The 22,356-nt window shown below is 63.1% G+C and carries 17 protein-coding genes; 12 read left to right on the top strand and 5 right to left on the bottom strand.

Going from position 1 to position 22,356, the window contains the following annotated elements:
• Positions 1-69 precede the first annotated feature (69 nt).
• Genes IVA74_RS39995 through IVA74_RS39985 form a run of 3 tightly spaced genes read left to right on the top strand, consistent with a single transcriptional unit; the run spans position 70 to position 5,053 of the window.
• The gene (locus tag IVA74_RS39995; RefSeq protein ID WP_247353557.1) at positions 70-477 is read left to right on the top strand and encodes a FixH family protein; all 408 of its coding nucleotides are present in this window, start codon (positions 70-72) and stop codon (positions 475-477) included.
• Positions 474-1,868: an efflux RND transporter periplasmic adaptor subunit gene (locus IVA74_RS39990; RefSeq protein ID WP_247353555.1), complete on the top strand. Its 1,395-nt coding sequence runs from the start codon at positions 474-476 to the stop codon at positions 1,866-1,868. Before IVA74_RS39995 ends, IVA74_RS39990 begins: the two co-directional genes overlap by 4 nt.
• Complete coding sequence (locus IVA74_RS39985) at positions 1,865-5,053, top strand: CusA/CzcA family heavy metal efflux RND transporter (protein WP_247353553.1); 3,189 nt, start codon at positions 1,865-1,867, stop codon at positions 5,051-5,053. Before IVA74_RS39990 ends, IVA74_RS39985 begins: the two co-directional genes overlap by 4 nt.
• A gap of 433 nt (positions 5,054-5,486) precedes the next feature.
• Here IVA74_RS39985 and IVA74_RS39980 read toward each other — a convergent pair whose 3' ends face one another.
• Complete coding sequence (locus IVA74_RS39980) at positions 5,487-6,290, bottom strand: DeoR/GlpR family DNA-binding transcription regulator (RefSeq protein WP_247353551.1); 804 nt, start codon at positions 6,288-6,290, stop codon at positions 5,487-5,489.
• A gap of 252 nt (positions 6,291-6,542) precedes the next feature.
• On the opposite strand from IVA74_RS39980, the gene IVA74_RS39975 reads away from it, so the two are divergent.
• Genes IVA74_RS39975 through IVA74_RS39955 form a run of 5 tightly spaced genes read left to right on the top strand, consistent with a single transcriptional unit; the run spans position 6,543 to position 11,493 of the window.
• Positions 6,543-7,562, top strand: a complete 1,020-nt coding sequence (locus IVA74_RS39975; RefSeq protein WP_247353550.1) for an ABC transporter ATP-binding protein — start codon at positions 6,543-6,545, stop codon at positions 7,560-7,562.
• Between the two features lie 56 nt (positions 7,563-7,618).
• Positions 7,619-8,878 carry an ABC transporter substrate-binding protein gene (locus tag IVA74_RS39970; RefSeq protein ID WP_247353586.1) on the top strand — a complete coding sequence of 420 codons (1,260 nt, stop codon included), beginning with the start codon at positions 7,619-7,621 and terminating at the stop codon, positions 8,876-8,878.
• 49 nt (positions 8,879-8,927) lie between these two features.
• Complete coding sequence (locus IVA74_RS39965; protein WP_247353548.1) at positions 8,928-9,848, top strand: sugar ABC transporter permease; 921 nt, start codon at positions 8,928-8,930, stop codon at positions 9,846-9,848.
• Positions 9,845-10,654, top strand: coding sequence for a carbohydrate ABC transporter permease (locus tag IVA74_RS39960; RefSeq protein WP_247353546.1), 810 nt, complete (start codon positions 9,845-9,847; stop codon positions 10,652-10,654). The genes IVA74_RS39965 and IVA74_RS39960 overlap by 4 nt, the downstream gene beginning before the upstream one ends.
• Positions 10,654-11,493, top strand: coding sequence for an endonuclease/exonuclease/phosphatase family protein (locus IVA74_RS39955; protein WP_247353544.1), 840 nt, complete (start codon positions 10,654-10,656; stop codon positions 11,491-11,493). Before IVA74_RS39960 ends, IVA74_RS39955 begins: the two co-directional genes overlap by 1 nt.
• Before the next feature lie 65 nt (positions 11,494-11,558).
• On the opposite strand, the gene IVA74_RS39950 is transcribed toward IVA74_RS39955, so the two are convergent.
• Together IVA74_RS39950 and IVA74_RS39945 are read right to left on the bottom strand one after the other, a co-directional pair.
• Positions 11,559-12,410, bottom strand: a complete 852-nt coding sequence (locus IVA74_RS39950; protein ID WP_247353542.1) for an alpha/beta hydrolase — start codon at positions 12,408-12,410, stop codon at positions 11,559-11,561.
• Positions 12,411-12,443: 33 nt separating this feature from the next.
• Positions 12,444-13,022, bottom strand: coding sequence for a TetR family transcriptional regulator (locus tag IVA74_RS39945; protein WP_247353540.1), 579 nt, complete (start codon positions 13,020-13,022; stop codon positions 12,444-12,446).
• Between the two features lie 223 nt (positions 13,023-13,245).
• Here IVA74_RS39945 and IVA74_RS39940 point away from each other — a divergent pair, with 223 nt between their 5' ends.
• From IVA74_RS39940 to IVA74_RS39930, 3 genes are all read left to right on the top strand, one after another.
• Positions 13,246-14,352 (top strand): efflux RND transporter periplasmic adaptor subunit, encoded by a 1,107-nt coding sequence (locus IVA74_RS39940; protein WP_247353584.1) that lies wholly within the window; start codon positions 13,246-13,248, stop codon positions 14,350-14,352.
• 40 nt (positions 14,353-14,392) lie between these two features.
• Positions 14,393-14,851, top strand: a complete 459-nt coding sequence (locus IVA74_RS39935; RefSeq protein WP_247353538.1) for a nuclear transport factor 2 family protein — start codon at positions 14,393-14,395, stop codon at positions 14,849-14,851.
• A 120-nt stretch (positions 14,852-14,971) separates the two neighbouring features.
• The gene (locus IVA74_RS39930; RefSeq protein WP_247353582.1) at positions 14,972-18,082 is read left to right on the top strand and encodes an efflux RND transporter permease subunit; all 3,111 of its coding nucleotides are present in this window, start codon (positions 14,972-14,974) and stop codon (positions 18,080-18,082) included.
• A gap of 160 nt (positions 18,083-18,242) precedes the next feature.
• On the opposite strand, the gene IVA74_RS39925 is transcribed toward IVA74_RS39930, so the two are convergent.
• Positions 18,243-18,593: a RidA family protein gene (locus IVA74_RS39925; protein WP_247353536.1), complete on the bottom strand. Its 351-nt coding sequence runs from the start codon at positions 18,591-18,593 to the stop codon at positions 18,243-18,245.
• Between the two features lie 324 nt (positions 18,594-18,917).
• Between IVA74_RS39925 and IVA74_RS39920 the strand changes: the two genes are divergently transcribed.
• Entirely contained in the window at positions 18,918-21,239 is a 2,322-nt protein-coding gene (locus IVA74_RS39920; RefSeq protein WP_247353534.1) for a molybdopterin guanine dinucleotide-containing S/N-oxide reductase, read from the top strand.
• Between the two features lie 94 nt (positions 21,240-21,333).
• Here the strand turns inward: IVA74_RS39920 and IVA74_RS39915 are convergent, their stop codons facing one another.
• Positions 21,334-22,317, bottom strand: a complete 984-nt coding sequence (locus IVA74_RS39915) for an AraC family transcriptional regulator (RefSeq protein WP_247353532.1) — start codon at positions 22,315-22,317, stop codon at positions 21,334-21,336.
• Positions 22,318-22,356: the final 39 nt, after the last annotated feature.

The raw sequence follows: 22,356 nt of genomic DNA, 5'->3' as shown, positions 1-22,356 counted from the left end.
CCGAGCGCTTTGCGCCCGGATGACGCACGCCGCCTCGGCGGCGAATTCAGGATATCGAGGACACACAACATGAAGACGTCTACCTTCGCGCGGGCCGTCCAGGCCGCGTTGATCGCTGCGACCATCGGCGGCACAAGCACGGCCGCATTGGCCGACATCAAGGACTACACGTTCGAGCTCGTCGACCAGTCAGTCCAGGCCGGGCCCGACAAGATCATCACGGTCAGGCTCGTGAACACCAAGACCGGCAAACCGGTGCCGGAGGCGGTGATCTTCGCCAGCCGTTTGGACATGGCTCCGGACGGGATGCAGGAGATGGCGACCAAGGTCACGGCCATGCCCGGGACCGAGCCCGGCACCTACCGCTTCAAGGCAAGCTTTGGCATGGCGGGACGGTGGCAGCTTTCGCTGGGCGCCAAGGTCCAGGGCGAGACGGGTAGCGTCGAGAACAAGCTCGTCATCACGGCGCACAAATGACCCGCCCGATCGCCACAAGCCTGGTCGCCGCGTTGATCGCGGCGGCCGGAATCGCATTCGTCATCGCCGGCCCGCAGCGGCCGGCGGCTCGAGCCGTGATCGGCCTCGCTGCGGCCGAGGAGAGCGGCGCCCCGATCTACTACCAGGATCCGGACGGCAAGCCGTCTTACTCGCTTGTGCCAAGAAAGACGCCGGATGGCCGGGATTACCGCGCCGTGCCCGCTGGCGCCGACGTCGGCTTCGACGACGACCAGCCGGCGACAACGGCCGGCGATTCCGGAGCGCGATGGATCAAATACTACCGCAATCCCATGGGCCTGCCGGACACCTCCCCGGCGCCGAAGAAGGATTCCATGGGGATGGACTACATCCCGGTCTACGAGGGCGAGGACAGCGACGACGGCTCCGTCAAGCTCTCCCCGGGGAAGATCCAGCGTACCGGCGTCAAGTCGGAGCCCGTAGCGAGGCGGGTGATCCGGACCGTCGTCAGGGCGCCGGGCACGATCGCCCTCGACGAGCGGCGGATTTCCGTGATCGCAATGCGGGCGGAAAGCTTCATCCTTAAGGTCGCCGACGTCACCACCGGATCGCATGTTGCCAAGGGCCAGCCCCTGATGGAGGTCTACAGCCCCGCGGTGTCCTCCGCGGCGGCCGAGTACCTGACCACCATCACCTCGAAGACGACCAGCGGCGACGTTCAGTATGGCCGTGGATCGCGGCAGCGCCTGATGAATCTGGACGTGCCCGATGCTGCGATCTCCGCCATCGAGAAGAGCCGGACGGTGCCGACCTCGATCGAGTGGACTTCGCCGCGCGACGGTATCGTGCTGGAGCGCAATGCCATCGAAGGCATGCGCGTGCAGCCCGGCGGCGTCCTGTTCCGGATCGCCGACCACTCCGTTGTTTGGGCGCTGATCGACGTCGTCGAACGCGATCTGGGCATGATCGCCAAGGGCCAGCCCGTCGCGGTGAAGGCGCGGAGCTTTCCGGGCCGGGAGTTCACTGGGCAGGTCCAGGTGATCTATCCCGAGATCAACAAGGAGACCCGGACCGCGCGCGTCCGCGTTGAACTGCAGAATCCGGACCTGATCCTGCTGCACGACATGTACGTCGACGCCGACATCGACACCGGTAGCGGCGAGGCCGTCCTCGCGGTGCCGGAGAGCGCCGTGATGGACACCGGGAGCCGGCAGGCCGTTTTCATCGACAAGGGGCAGGGTCGGCTGGAGCCGCGCGAGGTCAAGCTCGGCCACCGGGGAGGCGGCTTCGTGGAGATCCGGCAGGGCCTCGCGGAGGGCGATGCCGTGGTGGTCTCGGCGAATTTCCTGATCGATGCCGAAAGCAACCTGAAGGCCGCCCTGAAGGGCTTTGCCGAAGGGGCGCAGCAATGATCGCACGCCTCATCGCCTGGTCCGCCCGCAACCTGCTGCTGGTCCTGTTCGGGACCGGCTTCGCCGCCGCGGCGGGACTGTACGCGCTTCTGCATCTGCCGCTCGATGCCATCCCGGATCTCTCGGATACCCAGGTGATCGTCTACACCGAGTACCCCGGCCAGGCGCCGCAGGTGATCGAGGACCAGGTCACCTATCCGCTGACGACGGCGATGCTGACGGTCCCGAAATCGAAGGTGGTCCGCGGCTTCTCGTTCTTCGGCGTCTCTTTCGTGTACGTGATCTTCGAGGACGGCACGGACATCTATTGGGCGCGCTCGCGCGTGCTGGAATTCCTCAATGGCGCCAGCGCGCGCCTGCCGGCCGGTGTCACACCCACGATCGGTCCCGACGCGACCGGCGTCGGCTGGGTCTACCAGTACGCGGTGATGTCGAAGGAACTGAACCTCGCCGACACGCGGACCCTCCAGGACTGGAATCTGAAGTTCGCGCTGGCCAAGGCCGAGGGCGTCGCGGAAGTCGCGAGCGTCGGCGGGTTCGTCAAGCAGTACAACGTGATCCTCGATCCGCAGCGCATGCGCGACCGGGGAATCACCATGCAGAAGATGCGTGACGCCATCCGCGCCAGCAACGCCGACGTCGGCGGGCGAACGGTCGAACTCTCCGAATTCGAGTACGTCATCCGCGGCAAGGGCTACATCAAGTCGATCAACGACCTCGGCGACATCGTGCTGAAGACGTCCGGCGGCACGCCCGTGCTGCTGCGCGACGTCGCAAGGGTCGAACTCGGCCCCGACGAGCGGCGCGGCATAGCGGAGCTGAACGGCGAGGGCGAGGTCGCCAGCGGCATCGTGCTGCAGCGCTTCGGCCTCAATGCTCTGGAGGTGATCCAGAACGTCAAGAAGCGCTTCCGGGAGATCGCCTCGAGCCTGCCGAAGTCCGTCGAGATCGTCCCGGTCTACGATCGCTCCAACCTGATCTACGCGGCAATCGACACCCTCAAGCACACGCTGTTCGAAGAAAGTGTCGTTGTCGCGCTGGTCTGCATCGTGTTCCTGCTGCACGTGCGCAGCGCGCTTGTCGCGATCCTGATGCTGCCGGTCGGCATCTTGATGGCGTTTGGTGCCATGAAGCTGCTGGGCCTCGGCTCCAACATCATGAGCCTCGGCGGCATCGCAATCGCGATCGGCGCCATGGTCGATGCGGCCATCGTCATGATCGAGAACGCGCACAAGCACCTCGAACGCGCCGAGCCGGGAAAGTCCAGGATCGACGTCCTGATCGCCGCCGCGGCCGAGGTCGGACCGGCGCTGTTCTTCAGCCTGCTGATCATCACGGTGTCGTTCATGCCGATCTTCACGCTCGAATCGCAGGAGGGGCGGCTGTTCAGCCCGCTTGCGTTCACCAAGACGTTCTCGATGGCGGCCGCCGCGCTCCTCTCGGTGACGTTGGTGCCGGCGCTGATGGTGATCTTCGTGCGCGGGCGGATCGTTCCGGAGCACCGGAATCCGATCAACCGGTTCCTGATCTGGATCTACCGCCCGGTGATCAAGGGCGTCATGCGGGCGAAGACGCTGGTGGTCGTGCTCGCGCTCGCCGTGCTGGCCGTGAGCATCTGGCCGGCGCGCCAGCTCGGCACCGAGTTCATGCCGAACCTCAACGAAGGCACGCTGCTCTACATGCCGACCACGCTGCCGGGCATCTCCGTCACCAAGGCCGGCGAACTGATGCAGACCCAGGACCGAATCATTCGATCCTTTCCGGAAGTCGCCTCGGTCTACGGCAAGGCAGGGCGCGCTGCGACCGCCACCGATCCGGCACCGTCCGAGATGTTCGAAACCCTCGTCAACCTCAAGCCGAAGGAAGAGTGGCGCCCCGGCATGACCATCGACGGGCTCATCGCCGAGATGGACAAGGCGCTGCAGTTTCCCGGGGTGTCGAACGCCTGGACCATGCCGATCAAGGCGCGCATCGACATGCTGTCGACGGGCATCCGGACTCCGATCGGCGTCAAGGTGATCGGGACGGATCTCGTCGAGATCGACAAGCTCGCTAAGCAGATCGAGCAGGTCCTCAAAACCGTTCCGGGCACCTCCTCGGCCTACGCCGAGCGCGGGATCGGCGGCTACTATCTGGAGGTCACGCCGGACCGGGCCGCGCTGGCGCGCTACGGCATCATGGTCCAAGACGTGCAGGACACGATCGCCATCGCGCTCGGCGGGCAGACGGTGACCACCACCGTGGAAGGCCGGCAGCGCTTCACCGTCAACATGCGCTACCCGCGCGATCTGCGCGACAATCCGCAGGCTATCGCCAACGACGTGCTGGTGCCGTTCCCCGCCGGCGGCGCTGTGCCGCTCGGCGAGGTGGCGAAGGTCGCGCCGGCGCGCGGGCCGACCTCGATCCGGACCGAGAACGGGCAGCTCGCGACCTACGTCTACGTCGACATCCGCGACCGCGACCTCGGGGGCTACGTCGCGGACGCGAAAGCCGCCGTGCAGGCCAGCATCCGGTTTCCGGCCGGCTACTACGTGATGTGGAGCGGCCAGTACGAATACCTGGAGCGGGCCACCGCGCGGCTGAAGATCGTCGTTCCCCTGACGATGATGATCATCTTCCTGCTACTCTACCTGAACTTCCGCTCGATCACCGAGACGATGATCGTGATGCTCTCGCTGCCGTTCGCGCTGGTCGGCGGGTTTTGGCTGATGTGGTGGCTGGGCTTCAACCTCTCCGTTGCCGTCGCCGTCGGCTTCATCGCGCTCGCCGGCGTCGCCGCAGAGACCGGCGTCGTGATGCTGATCTACCTCAACCAGGCGCTGGCGGAGACTGCGGCGAGGCGTGCCGCCGAGGGGCGGGCCCTGACCCGCGGCGATCTCTACGACGCCGTCATGGAGGGCGCGGTGGAGCGCGTCCGGCCCAAGATGATGACTGTGGTCGCGATCATGGCGGGCCTGCTGCCGATCATGTGGAGCACCGGGACCGGCTCCGAAATCATGCAGCGGATCGCGGTGCCGATGATAGGCGGGATGATCTCCTCCACGCTGCTGACGCTGATCGTGATCCCGGCGATCTTCGGATTGGTGAAGGGCTTCGGACTTCCGCCCGGTGATCAGGGCAGCGCCCAGTCGGCAGATCAGACAAAGGGGCCCGTCAAGGAGCGAGTGCTGCAGCCTGCTGAATAAGATCGACTAGGCGGCGTGCGCGAAGTCCTCGAGCCGAGCATGGCACGACTTAGACGATCGAACGGCACGATCGAGCGTGGCCGACGCACCGTCAGGACAACGGTGCGGGCCCAACTTGCGTATGGACGGAGTTGATCCGAACTTCGCGGTACAATGGACCCCAGCGACCAGATGAACGATCGATCGAGCAGTATGCCGAGCACTGCAGCTTCAGGTAGGTAACGAGCGCGGTCGCGAATGGGATGCCGGCTCGCGGGGAAGGGCGACTTCACCCCTTGCAACTCCAGGAGTTTCGCGTGGAGCTCTTTCCAGGGAGGTTTCCGGAAGGGAGCTTTGATGGCGTACGAAGTTCGGAGAGCGAGCGGCGGAACGAGGATGTGGGACCGGCTTCGCTCAAGTAACGCAAACGGACGCGTTCGTCAGCCGGTGCCGTTTAGTCGTAGCCAAGCCGCTCGGATTTCTCGCGAGTGTAGTCTCTTGCGTGAATACGATCGGCGTATCTGGTGGAGATCGGCTCAAAGATTGGCGGCAACGGGCCGTCGGTGAAGAGGTGGTGACAATCGTCGAGATGGCCGCCTCGCACCGTCGCGTTGCGACCGAACTTGGTCGTGTCAGCGACGAGCACCGCCGTGCGCGAATTGGCGACGATTGATTGACGTGCTTGAACCTCGTCCAAGTGAAAATCCAGCAGCGCGCCGTCTTGATCGATGCCGCCGACACCGAAGATCCCGTAGTCGGCTCGAAAACCCGCGAAGAAGCGCGCGGCGGCCTCGCCAACAATATCCCGATCAAGTGGGCGGAGGGTGCCGCCGGCGATCGTAATCTCGACTTCAGGGTTTTGTGCGAATGCAGCAGCCACGTTCAGATTGTTGGTGATGACGCGCAGATCCTGACGACGGGATAGTGCCTGCGCAACGTACTCTGGCGTCGTGCCAAGTCCGATCATCAGCGATGCTCCATCGGGAATGAACCTGGCGGTCGCATGCGCAATGCGCTGCTTGGCGACAGCGTTCAAACCTTGCCGGCTTCCATAGGCCAAATTCTGGTTCTGGACGGGAAGGCTGACACCGCCGTGGATTCGCCGGAGCAATCCTTGATCGCAGAGCGCATTCACGACACGGCGAATGGTCTGCTGCGTCACCTCAAAACGCGTCGCAAGTTGCTCGATCGAGGCGAAGCCTTGCTCGCGCACGATCTCTAGTATGGGGGCTCGACGTGAGGTGGAGGTCTTGAGCATAATTGATCCGTTCCAACCAAAGTATCATTTGAACGCTTAGGACGCAATTTTCTGTTTCATATGGGGTCACACTATGTTCATATGAACATAATAATTGCTGCGCCAACGAAGTTGCGCGGTCTGGAGGAACGGCATGGATCGGTCTGCTTGGGGTGAGGAGCCTTTGGCTGCTCCGCGAGGGCAGGACAAAGCCGGTATGAATGGCCACGCCGGTGCCCGGCACCGAACCCGGCATTTGAGAGCGAACAGACCATGTCAGCGATTGCGCTGAGCCACGTCTCCAAATTTTGGGGATCGATGCGCGCTGTCGATGACGTCAGCCTGACAGCCGACGAAGGCTCGCTGCTGGTGCTGCTCGGGCCCTCCGGATGCGGCAAGTCGACGACGCTTCGATTGATCGCGGGCCTCGAGGAGGCCGCCGTCGGCACGATCACTATTGGCGGCATCGATGTTACGCATCTCACTCCGGCGCAACGGAAGATCTCAATGGTCTTCCAGTCCTACGCCCTGTTTCCGCATCTAAGCGTGGCTGAGAACATCGTCTTCGGACTGCGCGTGCGCCGCGTGTCTCGCGCCGAGCGGGACGAGCGGCTCCGGCGCGTCGCCGACATCGTCGGCCTCAGTGGTCTGCTGGAGCGCAAGCCGTCGCAATTGTCCGGCGGGCAACGCCAGCGGGTAGCGCTCGGCCGGGCTATTATCGCGGAGGCGCGCGTCTGCCTCATGGACGAGCCGCTTTCAAATCTGGACGCCAAGTTGCGGCACGAGATGCGGACGGAAATCCGCGCGCTGCAGCAGCGCCTCGGCATCACCATGGTCTACGTGACCCACGATCAGACTGAGGCGATGACGATGGCGGACCGCGTCGTGCTGATGCGCGACGGCCGCGTCGAGCAGAACGGCTCGCCGGAAGAACTCTACAATCGTCCGGCAACGGCGTTCACGGCACGGTTCATTGGCACGCCGCCGATGAATCTCGTGCGTCAGGGCGACAAGCTTATTGGCGTCAGGCCGGAGCATATCCGCATCGTCTCCGGCGGCGATCATGTTGTGCGCGTCAAGGCCGTCGAGCATCTCGGCGCGGACAGCATCGTGCTGTGCGAGATGGGTGGGCAGCCCATCTCGGTGCGGCTTGACGGCTTCAGCAAGGTTCGACCGGGCGAGGATATCCGGATTGCCTGGGATGCGGATTACGAACACCGGTTCGATTCGACCACGGAAGTCCGGTTGGAGAGCATTTTCAAAGAGGGCCGTCTGGCAGCATCCGACCGATGAGGGCGGCGGTGCCAGGGCGGATAACGAAGGAGACTAGGATGTTTGCGCGCCGAACAATGTTGATGGCAGCTGCTTTCGCTGCGCTGTCCATGGGCGCCGCCCGTCCGGCGGCAGCGGTGGACCTCACGATGTACTATCCGGTCGCGGTCGGCGGTCCCGTCACCAAGATCATCGATGACATGGTCTCGCGCTTTGAGAAGGACAATCCGGACGTCAAGATGACGGCGGTCTATGCCGGCAACTACACGGATACGATGACCAAGGCGATGACAGCGATGAAGGGCGGCCAACCGCCGCAATTGTCGGTGCTGCTGTCCACCGACGTGTTTACGCTCATGGACGAGAACGCGATCGTGCCGATCGACGGCCTCGTCAGCGACAAGGCGTGGTTCAAGGATTTTTATCCGGCGTTCATGGCGAACGGGCAGATCGGCGGCAAGACCTGGAGCATCCCGTTCCAGCGTTCGACGATCGTGCTGTACTGGAATAAGGAGGCCTTCAAGGAAGCCGGCCTCGATCCGGAGAAGGCGCCGGCATCCTGGGACGAACTGGTCGAGATGTCGAAGAAGCTCGTCAAGAAGGACGGTGCCGGAAACACCACGCGCTGGGGTGTCGAAATTCCCTCGACCGGTTACGCTTACTGGATGCTGCAGGCGCTGGCCATCGAGAACGGCCAGAAGATGATGAACGAGCCCGGCAATGAGGTGTATCTGACCGCACCCAAGACGGTCGCCGCGCTGGACTACTGGGTCGATCTGTCGCGCAAGCACAACGTGGCGCCGGCGGGCAGCATCGACTGGGCCACACTGCGCACCGACTTCCTCGAAGGCAAGACGGCGATGATGTGGCACACCACCGGCAACCTGACGGCGGTCAAGGATGCCGCGAAGTTCCAGTTCGGTGTGGCCATGCTTCCGGCCAAGGAGCAGCGCGGATCGCCGACCGGCGGGGGCAATTTCTATATCTTCAAAAGCGCGTCCCCGGAGCAGCAGAAGGCAGCCGTCAAGTTCATCCAGTGGATGACGGCGCCAGACCGCGCAGCGGAATGGAGCATGAAGACGGGCTACGTGGCTGTGTCCCCGGCCGCCTACAAGACCAGTGTGATGACGGAATATGCCAAGGGCTTCCCGCAAGCGACCGTCGCGCGCGATCAGCTGGAGCACGCGGTGCCGGAACTCTCCGTCCACGAGAACGGCCGCATCTACAAGTTCGTCGGCGATGCCGTGCAAGCCGCGATCACCGGCACGCAGAAGCCGCAGGAGGCGCTCGCCGCAGCCCAGCAGCAGGCCGATCGCGTCTTGCGCGCCTACAAGTAAGGGAATCAGCGGGGTGGCGGCTCGCCGCCGCCATCCCGCTGATACAGGGATGTCCGATACCGTCGTCTCATCACAGGTTTCGCCGCGCCGCGCCGGCTCGCAGGCGTGGTGGAATGCCGTGAACGCCTGGCTGCTGCTGTTGCCGGCGGCGGTGCTGTTGATCGCGTTCACCCATTACCCGATCCTCGCGACGGTCCGGCATTCGCTGTTCATCACACGCCGCAATGGCACCGAGGTCTTTGTCGGCCTCGACAGTTATCAGGCTATGGCGGCCGACCCGATCTTCTGGAAGGCGCTGGTCAATAATTTCTGGTTCGCGCTCGGCACAGTTCCGACGTCGATTGCGCTGGCGCTGGTCATGGCGATCTGGGTCAATCGCAACATGCGCGGCCGCGGCTTTCTGCGTTTGGCCTATTTTACTCCGACCGTACTGCCGATGATCGCGGTCGCGAACATCTGGCTGTTCTTCTACACCCCGGACTATGGGCTGCTCGATCAGTTGCGCGGAAACTTTGGCCTCGCCGGCTGGAATTGGCTCGGCGATCCCTCGACCGTCATGGGCTGCCTGATCGTCATGGTGATCTGGAAGGAAGCCGGCTTCTTCATGATCTTCTATCTTGCGGCCCTCCAGCAGCTCTCGCCGGATCTCGAAGAGGCTGCGTCCATCGAGGGGGCAAGCCGATGGTACACATTCCGCCGGATCACGTTCCCGCTGCTGATGCCGACCACTCTGTTCGTCGCGATCAACGCGGTCATCAACTCGTTCAAGCTGGTCGATCACCTCGTCATCATGACCAAGGGCGGTCCTAACAACGCCAGCACGCTGTTGCTCTACTACATCTACGAAGTCGCTTTCACGTTCCAGGATTCATCCTACGCGGCGACGTTGACGGTGGTGCTTCTGGTGCTGCTGAGCGCCGTCGCGCTGATCAAGTTCGGCTATCTCGATCGCAGGATTCACTATCAATGAGAGGCCGGACACATCCCATCGAGGCTGTCGCCGCGTGGCTTCTGGCGCTGATCTGGCTCGCGCCGCTGGCCTATGCCTTCTGGAGCGCACTGCATCCGGCCGCCTATGCAACGTCGTTCAGCTTGTCCGCACCCTGGACGCTGGAGAACTTCGCCCGCGCCTGGAAGCAGGCGCCGTTCGCCCGCTACTATCTCAATACGATAGTGCTGGTGACGCTGGTTCTGGTCGGGCAACTCATCCTGTCGACGCTGGCGGCCTATGCGTTTGCACGCTTCAAGTTCAAGGGCAGCGGCATCGCCTTCGCGCTTGTCCTGCTGCAATTGATGATCATGCCCGACGTGCTGATCGTCGAGAATTATCGCGCGATTGCCAAGCTTGGCCTGCTGGACACAATCCCTGCGATTGCGTTGCCTTATCTCGCCAGCGCCTTCGGCATCTTCCTGCTTCGGCAGACTTTTAAAAGCGTCCCTCAGGAACTCGTCGATGCGGCCCGGGTCGAAGGATCTGGACCACTAGGGATTCTCTGGCGGGTCTATGTCCCGCTGGCGCGTCCGACCTACGTGGCATTCGGCCTCGTGTCGGTCAGCTACCACTGGAACAATTTTCTGTGGCCGCTGATCGTGACGAACTCTGTCGAAGCGCGCCCGCTCACCGTGGGCCTTGCGGTGTTCGGCGCGCCGGAGACCGGCGTGGACTGGTCGGTCATCACGGCGGCAACGGTGATGACCATGGCACCGCTGCTGATCGCGTTCCTGCTCTTCCAGCGGCAGTTCGTCCAATCCTTCATGCGCGCGGGCATTCGTTGATGCGGCTTCTCACCTGGAATATTCAGTGCGGCAAGGGTTGCGACGGCATTACTGACCTGGCGAGGATCGTCGAGGTCGCAAGGGAAACGATGGATGCCGACGTCTTCTGTTTCCAGGAGGTGAGTTCGAACTTCTCCAGGCACGACGGGGGAGGGGATCAGAGCGCAGAGCTCGCCGCGCTGCTGCCGGGCTACATGGCGATATTTCGGCCTGCGATCGAGACCGTCGATCAGGTGGGCCAACTGCATCGCTTCGGCAACATGACCCTATCGCGCCTGCCGGTCGTGCAGATCAACAACCACATCCTGCCGTGGTCTGGCGCAGGCACGGTGCGCAGCATGCGGCGCCATGCCCTGGAAGTAACGGTCCAGGCTGCGTTTGGTGCGATCCGTATCGTCAATACCCATCTCGAATATTATTCGGTCGCCCAGCGGGAGGCGCAGATCAAGCGTTTGCTGGACCTGCAGGAGGATGCATCGATCAGTCCCAAGGCACCGACCGGAAGGCCCGTCGAGCCCTATGAAAGCCAGACGGTCGCCGCGTCCAGCCTGATGTGCGGCGATTTCAATTGCGACGTTGCCGATCCCCAGCACGCCATGATCGATCGATCGAATCGGCCGGGCCTCAACTATCGCGATGCCTGGACGGCTGGTCGTCCAGACCGGCAGCGGTCGCCGACCTGCGGGCTATACGATCACGCGCAATGGACAGCAGGACCTGATTGCCGAGATTTTATTTTCGTGACGGAGGATTTGGCCGGCCGTGTCCTTGGCGTCGATGTTAATGGCAAGACAGATGCTTCCGATCATCAGCCGCTCTTCATCGAATTGGCGGATTAGAGGGGCGGATTCGAGGGTTCCTACTAAGCGTCCGCCGCTGCCCAAGAGCTTGAATGTGATTGCACTTATTTTGTCTCCATGATCACGCGAGCCAGCTCCGACGGATTCTCAACAGCTGAGAAGTGTCCCGTATTCTTCAGCGTCACCATCCGCGCGGTTGGAATGAGCGCCCGTGTGCGTTCGCGTTCATTGGGCCGAGACCAATCGCTGTCGCCATAAATGAGCGTCACAGGCGCCGAGATTTGCCGATAGTCATCGCGTGCCTTGCTCCAGGATCGCCAGCCCGCCAGCACCTTGCGTGCGATCCGCTTGTATCCCGGGCGGCGGGCCACTTCATCGAACTCAGCGAGCAGATCGGCCGGCAGTTTGCGCGGGTCGTGATATCCGCCGCTCATGATCTTGCCGAGGACCAGCTTGTTTTCGAGCGATGCATTCATCGCGCCGAGCAACGGGACCTGCAGGCTTCCGATGATGAAATTCGAGAACCAGTTGCCGCGTCGAATGCCGTCCCCGTAGCGGGTCTCGTAGTCGTAGGGGTTGATCGCATAGACGCGCTTCACCCGCTGCGGAAGCGACGCCGCCACCGTGAGGGCCAATGCCCCGCCGATCGACTCGCCGACGATCGTGACCTCCGAGAGATTAAGCTCCTCGATGAAGCGAATGACGGACTGCCTGAAGTAGGGTTCGTCGAAGCTCGCGCTCGGATCTATTGGTGAGTGGCCGTGGCCTGGGAGGTCAATGGCGTACACCGTGTGCGATCTGGCGAGGAGGGGCGCAAGACTGCGGAAATATTCGAGCTGCGTCCGGATCGTATGTATGAGGAGTAGCGGAGGTCCGCTGCCGATCTTTTGAAAACGGACGCTCAGCGTATCCGATATCTTCAGCAGGCTTGGTTTAACTTCAGTCATGCTGAGCATTCGATCTCTCCGTGCTTCGAGGGGCGCGCGCTTTCAAGCGGCAGCGGCGTCGCGAACCTGTTCGGCCGCGGCATCCAAAAGCGCCTGAGCCAGCTCGGGGTCGTTGACGACGCGCGATAGCGTCACGGCGCCGACCATCGTCGCGAGAATGGCCATGGCCTTGGCGCGGTCGGCCTCGCCGCCAGTCTGGGCAATGAAGTGGCCGATCACGTCGAGATGCGCCTTGATCCCCGTTTCGAATTCCGCCTTCACGCCGGGGCCCTGTCGGGCGGCATCTGAACCGAGTGCCACGATCGGGCAGCCGTCCATCCTTTCTCCGCGATGGTCGCCGCTGAGGTAAAACGCGATCACCGTGCCGAGCGGATCATCGGGATTCTTGGCGGCCGCGTCCGACCATCGGCCGGAAGCGCTCTCCAATGCCCGCCTGGACGCCTCGACCGCCAAATCTTCCTTGGACTCGAACTGCTTGTAGAAGGCGCCCTGGGTCAGTCCGGCGGCCTCCATCAGATCCTTGAGGCCGATGCCATCAAAGCCGCGCTCCCTGAAGAGGCGACTGGCCACATTGATCACGCTCTGGCGGTTCTCGGCAGCTTGAATGCGACTTACCCGCATTTTGGACCTCCATTTGGATTTCGATTGACGTCTATATGTTAGATAGAGGTCGAATGCAATCTATCAAGTGGGCGGGATAGATTCGCATCGCAGAAAGGTCCCCCGGACCGATTTCCTTCAATCACACTCCCGTGATAAGGCTTATTTAGATTGCGGATGAACTCTAATCCAATTATAGAGGTCAAACGAAATCTAAGTGGTATGGAGTGGTATGGAGATGGCGATGAAAAAGAGCAGACTTGTGGTCCTGGCTGGTGTGCTGATCGCGGCGTCTGGCGCGGCTGTGCTTGCTACTCTTACCATTCCCACTCATGAGGCCTCCGCGGCACGCGACCCGAGGCAGGATTCGCCGATGGTCAGCCTGGTGGCGGCTGCACGGGTGGCCGGAGCCGATCGCGGCTTCACCGGCGTTGTGGGCGCGAGAGTGGAAAGCAATCTCGGTTTTCGCGTTCCCGGCAAGATCGTCGAACGGCCGGTAAATGTCGGTCAGCAGGTCAAAGCCGGCGAGCCGCTGATGCGGATCGACGAAACCGATCTGCGCCTTGCGCTTACGGCGAAGCGCAACGCCGTGGCCGCAGCGCGCGCAACTGTCGTTCAGACGGATGCAGATGAGCGGCGATACGCCAATCTGGTCAACGACGGATGGACTTCCAAACAGCGCTACGAGCAGGCGAAGGCCGCGTCGGACACGGCCAATGCGCAACTCGCCGCGACCGAAGCGGACGCTCGCGTCGCGGAAAACCAGGCGACCTACTCCGTCCTGGTCGCGGATGCGAACGGAACGGTCATGCAAACGCTTGGCGAGCCGGGGCAAGTGGTCTCCGCGGGCCAGACGGTCGTCCGGCTTGCACAGTCCGGTCCTCGGGAAGCTGTGGTGGCGCTCCCCGAAACAATGCGGCCGGCGATCGGTTCGCTTGCTGAGGCGAGCCTGTATGGGAGCGATGGGCGCTTTATTGCGCATCTCCGGCAGTTGTCGGATTCCGCCGATGTCCAGACCCGCACCTATGAGGCCCGTTACGTGCTCGATGGTGAGGCCGCGGCGGCACCGCTTGGCGCGACGGTCACCATCCGGCTTGCAAGCCAGGGGACTCTGCCGGAAGTCCAGGTGCCGCTGGGAGCGGTGCTCGATGACGGCAGAAAGACCGGCGTTTGGGTGTTCGACAGCGGCACCTCGACGGTACGCTTTCAGCCCATCAAGCTTGTGCGTGTGACCAGCGAAAATGCCGTTATCTCCGGGCTGAGCTCAGGTGCTCGGGTTGTCTCGCTGGGCGCACATCTCCTGCAGGAGGGCGCTCACGTCAGGACTGCCTCCGAAAGCAGGAGTAACTGATGAGCCTCAATCTTTCAGCGATCGCCGTTGGAGAAGTCAAATGCTGTACAGTTACATTGTCAAAAAAGAAATCCGAAAGACCTTCGACCACGTCAACAACCATCGCTGGGATGAAGCGGTGAAAGCAGTCGCGCCGCATGTCCATCACCGCGTTTCCGGCGCCCACGCGCTTGGTGGTGAGCGCCACGACAAAGAAGCCCTGCGCCGCTGGTTTGAGCGCCTCGGCCGAGTCCTGCCCACTCTCCATCTCACGGTCAACCACATCTGGGTGAAGGGCTGGCCGTGGCACACTACCGTGTTTGCCCGGTGGGACGCCACCGCAACGCTGCTCAACGGCGACGCGTCGTACGTCAACCGTGGTCTCCACGTGTTCACCCTGCGGTGGGGTAGAGTCTATGCACTCGAGGAATTTCAAGATTCACAGGAAGCGGCCCGTGGGCTTGCCGCCCAAGCGGCAGCTGGCCTCAAAGAAGCTGTCGCCGAACCGATTGTAAACTAGCAGAAGAAGCGCAGTCAGATGCCCACGTTCTTTAGGTAAGCGCGGTTCACTCGGTGCCCACCTGCTGCAGGACGGCGCGAGCGTTAGGACGAACGTCGAGGAAATAGGAGTGGCCAAATGATGAATTTCAATCTTTCCGCGATTGCCGTTCGCGAACGGGCCGTAACCCTGTTCTTCATCGTCCTGCTGGCGGCCGCGGGCGCCTACGCCTTCCTCATGCTCGGGCGCGCGGAGGACCCCTCCTTCACCATCAAGACCCTGACGGTCACGACGGTATGGCCAGGTGCGACGGCTCGCGAGATGCAGGACCAGGTCGCCGAACCCCTGGAGAAGCGGATTCAGGAGCTGACCTGGTACGACCGGGTGGAGACGACCACACGGCCTGGTTATGCGTACATGACGGTGACGCTGAAGGACAGCACGCCGCCATCCGTCGTGCAGGAGGAATTCTACCAGGCCCGCAAGAAGCTCGGGGATGAAGCGCGCAAGCTGCCGTCCGGTGTGCTCGGCCCCTTCATCAACGACGAATATTCGGACGTGAGCTTCGCCCTTTATGCCCTCAAGGCGAAGGGCATGCCGATGCGGGAGCTCGCCAGGCAAGCCGAGACCATTCGCCAGGATCTCCTGCACGTATCCGGCGTCAAGAAGATCAACATCCTCGGTGAACGCCCCGAGCAGATATTTGTCGAGTTTTCCTATCCCAAGCTGGCAACACTCGGTGTGTCGGCACAGGATATCGTCGCCGCCTTGCAGCGGCAGAATACCGTGACGCCGGCAGGCTCGATCGACACAAAGGGGCCGCAGGTCTTCATCCGGATCGAGGGGGCCTATGATAGCGTCCAGGCGATCGCCGACACGCCGATCGTCGCTGCCGGGCGAACGCTGAAGCTGTCCGACATCGCCGAAGTCCGTCGCGGTTACGAGGATCCTCCCACCTACCTCATCCGGCACCAGGGCGAGCCCTCCATTATGCTCGGGGCGGTCATGCAGGAGGGCTGGAATGGCCTCGCGCTCGGCAAGGCGCTGGAGGAGAGGTCCGCAGCGATCTCCCGGACGCTGCCACTCGGGATGACGCTGGCCAAGGTCAGCGACCAGGCCGTCAACATCTCCTCGTCGGTTGACGAATTCATGATGAAGTTCGCGATGGCGCTCGGCGTGGTGCTGCTGGTCAGCCTGCTCAGCCTCGGCTGGCGCGTCGGAATCGTTGTCGCGGCTGCCGTCCCTTTGACGCTTCCCGTCGTGTTCCTCATCATGCTGGAGACCGGCCGTTTCTTCGACCGCATTACGCTGGGCGCCCTTATCCTGGCGCTTGGTCTTCTCGTCGACGACGCCATCATAGCCATCGAGGTGATGGTGGTGAAAACGGAAGAGGGCATGGACCGCATCTCGGCGGCAGCCTATGCGTGGAGCCACACTGCGGCACCGATGCTGTCAGGAACACTCGTGACGATCGCAGGCTTCCTGCCGGTGGGCTTCGCGCGATCGACGGCCGGCGAATACGCCGGCAACATCTTCTGGGTGGTGGGGTTCGCTCTCATCGTCTCCTGGATCGTCGCCGTGGTCTTCACGCCCTATCTCGGCGTCAAGATGCTGCCAGCGATCAAGCCGATCGAAGGTGGTCATCACGCGATCTACGGTACGCCAAACTATCGGCGCCTGCGCGCGCTCATTACCTTCGTCGTGCGCCACAAGTTCGTGACCTGCGGCGTCGTCGCCGTCGCTTTCGCGCTGTCCGTCGCCGGCATGGGTGGCCTCAAACAACAATTCTTCCCGACGTCCGACCGCCCTGAAGTGCTGGTGGAGGTTCGTCTGCCAGAAGGCACCAGCATCGAGACGACGACTGCCACCGTCGCAAAGCTCGAACGCTGGCTGGACGGCCAGTCGGAGGCCAAGATCGTCACGAGCTATGTCGGTCAGGGCGCTCCGCGCTTCTTCTTCGCGATGGCGCCGGAGCTGCCCGATCCGGCCTTCGCAAAGATCGTCGTACTGACACCGGACGCGGAAGCGCGCGAGGTCTTGAAGCATCGGCTCCGACAAGCGGTGTCGGACGGGCTCGCGCCTGAGGCCAATGTGCGCGTCACGCAGCTTGTGTTCGGACCGTACACGCCATTCCCTGTCGAGTTTCGGGTCATGGGGCCCGACCCGGCGGAATTGTACGCTATCTCTGAAAAAGCGCTCGGTATCATGCGGGGCGTTCCCGATGTGCGCCAGGCGAACCGCGATTGGGGTGATCGCACGCCCGTGCTCCGCTTCATCCCGGATCAGGATCGGCTGAACCTGATCGGCCTTTCGTCCGCGGAGGTGGGCCGGCAACTCCAGTTCCTTCTCACTGGCATCACCGTGACGCAGGTCCGCGAGGACATTCGCAATGTCCCCATCGTGGCGCGCAGCGCCGGCGGCGAGCGGCTGGATCCGACGCGACTGGCGGATTTCTCATTGATGAGCCGAGACGGCCGCGCGGTTCCACTCGACCAGGTCGGCCATTCGGAAGTCCAACTTGAAGAACCGATCATGAAGCGTCGCGATCGCACCCCGGTCGTCATGATCAGGTCGGACATCAACGAGGCAACCCAACCTCCGGAGGTCTCCAAGGACATCAAGACGGCCCTTCAGCCGCTGATCGCATCTCTTCCGGCCGGTTATCGCATCGAGCTGGGCGGATCGATCGAGGAGGCAACCAAAGCCAACGACGCGTTGGCGACGATCTTTCCAGTCATGATTGCCGCCATGCTGATCGTCATCATGCTGCAGGTCCGGTCCTTCTCGATGATGGCCATGGTCGTGCTGACCGGACCACTCGGCCTTGCCGGCGTCGTGCCGATGTTGCTGATCTTTCACCAGCCCTTCGGATTCAACGCCATTCTGGGCCTGATAGGCCTGGCGGGCATCCTGATGCGCAACACCCTGATCTTGACGGAACAAATCAAGGAGAACCTTGCCGCCGGCCTTGATGACTATCACGCCGTCATCGAGGCCACGGTGCAACGCACGAGGCCCGTGATCCTGACCGCGCTTGCCGCCGTGCTGGCGTTCATTCCCCTCACGCATTCCGTTTTCTGGGGATCGATGGCCTACGCGCTGATTGGCGGCACGGCGGTCGGCACGGTGCTGATCCTGCTGTTCCTGCCTGCGCTTTATGCCGCGTGGTTCCGGATCAAGCCGACAGCAGATGAGATGCATGAGGATTCGACGGCAGAGCCTGAATTGCCTCCAGCCATGGCTGCCGAGTAGCTCTATGGGCGGAGCAGACGGCTCAAATTCTCGCCTGGCTGCGCTTGGGTTTAATAGCGAACGCTCATGCAGATTTTGAGCCGTCGAACGATTCTCAGGGTTGCGAGATCGAACGCCTCGCGCAGCTGAAGGTCATCTGAATTCGGGCCTCGGCGCGCGACTATTGTCGAGCGGCGATGACCGTCATCTCGAGTCTGACACCCGGACCGAGATCGGCCACGCCGATTGCGGCGCGCGCCGGCAGATGGGCTTCTGCAAAATGCGCCTTCCAGGCCGCATTGAACTCTGCCTTCTCCTTCAGGTTCGTCATGTAGATGGTGACTTGCAAGACGTTGGCCAGATCGGACCCGAGGGTCTTGAGTAGCTGCGCCAGCTGCCCGAGCACGTCGTTCGCCTGGCCCGACATATCGAGGCTCGTGTCCTCGGGGACGATCCCACCGATGTAAAGCACGCCATTATGCTCGACCGCTTCGTGGAGCCGACCTTCGTAGGGCAAGACGCGCTTGATCATGATGAGACCGATGTTGCTGTGGGATGGGCGGCATATCGCACATTTCAATGTCACTGTCGTTGCAAGAGATTTCGCAGTGCTTCCTAAGACGAATTGCACTGCTCGAATAAGGCTTGGTAAGGCGTTGAAAATAAAAGTAGAAAACTGGCCAACAAATCGCCGCCGGTTGTTCCCTCGAACGTCCGCCAAGCCGTCCTTGCACGAGCGCCCGGCATTTCCGCCGACCCTGATCCCGACGACATCGGGAAGCGGATCGTTATACTGCCACCCGAATTGACACGGGCCGGGCCGGGACCGTGAAATGCCCGGAACAAGGATCAGACGATGGACGATACGATTGGCTTCCCCGACCCCGGCCTCGACCTGTCCGACGGCTTCAAGCCGCACACTTCGCATTGGGGAGTGTTCTCGGCGCGCCAAAGCGAAGCGGGGCTCGAGGTCAGGGCCTATGCGGGTGATCCCGATCCGAACGGCATCATCGACAATTTCCCCGGCGCGCTGCGTCACCAGGCCCGCATCACCCAACCCGCGATCCGCCGTGGCTGGCTCGAACGCGGTCCTGGTCCCGACAATCGCCGCGGCCGCGACGAATTCGTCTCCGTCAGCTGGGAGAAGGCGCTCGATCTGCTCGGCAACGAGCTGGCGCGCATCCGTGACACGCGCGGCCCCGACGCGGTGTTCGGCGGCTCCTATGGCTGGTCGAGCGCGGGCCGCCTCCATCACGCGCAGAGCCAGGTGCATCGCTTCCTCAACATCGCCTTGGGCGGCTATGTGCGTTCGGTGAATTCCTATTCCTCCGGCGCGTCCTCGGTGCTGCTGCCGCAGATCCTTTGCGGCTACGAGGACATCACCAAGCGCAACGTCACCTGGGAACAGATCGCTGCCGACACCGACATCGTGCTGGCGTTCGGCGGCATGGCGCTGAAGAACTCGATGGTCGCCGGCGGTTCGATCAGCAAGCATGTCGAGCGCGGCGCGATGGAGGCTGCGCACCGGCGCGGCTGCGAGTTCATCCTGGTCAGTCCGTTGCGTGAAGACCTGCCTGTCGAGGCCGGCGCCGAATGGATGACATGCGTGCCCGGCACCGACACCGCGCTGATGCTCGGCACCGTCCAGACGCTGGTCGCGGAAAACCTCCATGACCAGGCTTTCCTCGATCGCTACACCGAGGGCTGGCCCGTCTTCCTGCGCTATCTCACTGGCGAGAGCGACGGCCAAGCCAAGGATGCCGAATGGGCCGCAGCGATCTGCGGCGTCGATGCGGACACGATTCGGCAGCTCGCGCGCCGGCTCGCCGGCAAGCGCGCGCTCATCACCGTCTCCCATTCGCTCCAGCGCGCCGAGCATGGCGAGCAGCCGGTGTGGATGGGCATGGTGCTGGCGGCGGCGCTCGGCCAGATCGGCCTTCCCGGCGGCGGCTACGCCTATTCGTTGGGTGCGATCGGTTATTACGGCCGCCGCGTCAACGACGTGCCAGGGCCGACGCTGGGGCAGGGCCGCAACGCTGTCCGCGATTTCATTCCGGTGGCGCGAATCGCCGACATGCTGCTCAACCCTGGAAGCACCTATCGCTACAACGGCGAGACGCGCACCTATCCGGACATCCGCCTCGTCTACTGGGCTGGCGGCAATCCCTTCCATCACCACCAGGATATCAACCGCCTGCGCAAGGCGTTTGCGAAAGTCGACACGCTGGTCGTGCACGAGCTCGCCTGGACTGCTACGGCCCGGCATGCCGATATCGTGCTGCCCTCGACGATGACGCTCGAGCGCGAAGACATTGGCTACTCCAGCAACGATCCCCTGATGGTCGCGATGCACCGGATCGCCGAGCCGTTCGGCCTTGCGCGTGACGACTACGAGATCTTTGCCGATCTCGCCGACCGGCTCGGCGCGCGCGAACCCTTCACCGAGGGGCGTACGTCACGTCAGTGGCTCGAATATCTTTATGAGCCGACCCGTGCTTCGCTCGAAGCGCGTGGTTTGCAGGCCCCGAGCTTCGAAGAATTCTGGCAGCGCGGCAGCCTGGTCGTGCCGCAGCAGCCCGACGACGGCGGCCGGCTGCGCCGCTTCCGCGACGATCCCGTCAATCACGCTCTGCCGACGCCGAGCGGCCGCATCGAGATATTCTCGCAAAAGATCGCGGGCCATGGCGATGCGGATTGTCCCGGTCATCCGGTCTGGCTCGACAAGACCGATATGCCGACGCCCGGCGCACCATGCTTCCTGGTCGCCAACCAGCCGGTGACGCGCCTGCACAGCCAGCTCGATTTCGGCGGACATTCGCTTGCCGCAAAACATCGCGGCCGCGAGGTCGCGCGCATGAATCCGCGCGACGCCGACGCGCGCGCTATCAAGGACGGCGACATCATCCGTCTGTTCAACGAACGCGGCGCCTGTCTCGCCGCGGTCCACGTCACCGACGACATCGCGCCGGGAATCGTGCAGCTCCCGACCGGCGCCTGGTACGACCCGATGGACCCCGAAGACGAAGCGCCGCTCTGCGTTCACGGCAATCCAAACGTGCTCACCCGCGACGTCGGCACCTCGTCCTTCGCGCAGGGCTGCACCGGCCAGCTCACGACGGTCGAGGTCGAGAAGTTCACCGGCAACCTGCCGCCGATCCGGGCGTTCGATCCGGTGTAGGTCCATGAAGAAAAAGGGGCCGCCCTGTGTGGGTGCAGGGGGCGGCCCCGAGTGACTCGCGGGCCCGGGAGGAGGAGGGGCGCGAGCCTGTGCGTTACGCGGCTGCGCTGATCCAGTCGCTCTCCAGAGAACGACGGCGCGGCGGCAGCGCTTGCATCTCGTGCCGTCGTCCCTTGCTGGCGAGGCGCCAGCGTGCCGGAGATTGATCGCTGATGCGCTTGAAGACGGTCGAAAAATGCGCCTGCGTGCTGAAGCCGACGGCAAGCGCTATCTCGGCCAGCGGCCGCTCTGTGGTCGCGAGCAGCGTCTTGGCATGCTCGACCCGGTGATTGAGCAGATACTCGCGGGGACGGTAACCGGTCGCAGCGCGGAATTGCGCCGCGAAGTGCATTCTGGACAGGCCGGCGACATCGGCGAGCTCGGACAGGCTGATGCGGCGGTGGAAATGATCGGCGACATATTGCTCGACGCGCCGCAGCCGCCATTTCGGCAAGGCATTGACCCTGGCGCGCGGCGATTCCAATCGGGTGAGATGCATCGCAAGGGTCTGGCCGATGCAGCGCGTAAACTGGTGGTCCGCGGCGTCGCCGTGTTCGATTAGTGTCTTGGCAAGCTCCGCAGCGAGCGGGTCGCGCAACAGGACGAGGTCATTCAGTCCGTCGGCCTCGGAAAATTGCGCCGGAAAATGATCCGTGGAGATGTGAAAGTGCAGGAAGGCGCAGGGCGACTGGAATTGCACGCCGAGACGCTTCGACGGCGCGGTGAGATACAGCGTGCCCGCAGGCATGGTGCCGTCGAAAATGATCTGGCGCTCCCGGGTCAATTTGGCGCGCGTCGTCTTCAGGGCGATGCCGACGAAGTAACAATCCTGAGGTGTCGTCGCGTCGTGCGACGACGTGCTCCGCGAGTCTTCCCATCGCGAGATCGCGACGTCCTCGACGGCAGCCTCGGGGCCGCGATCGATCTGACGCCAATGGCTCTCCCGAGTGATCGCCTGGGTTGCTCGGGGGATCTCGCGATCCTCCGGGCTGGCCGGAAAATCGATCCAGGAATGCGCCGCCTGCAAATTGGTCAACATCGCTCGTCCTCTCCCGGGTTTGCCGCTGCTTGCGACCGG

The sequence above is a fragment of the Bradyrhizobium sp. 132 genome, assembly GCF_023074185.1.
GTDB lineage: Bacteria > Pseudomonadota > Alphaproteobacteria > Rhizobiales > Xanthobacteraceae > Bradyrhizobium.
This window is presented reverse-complemented; position numbering and strand designations above follow the sequence as displayed.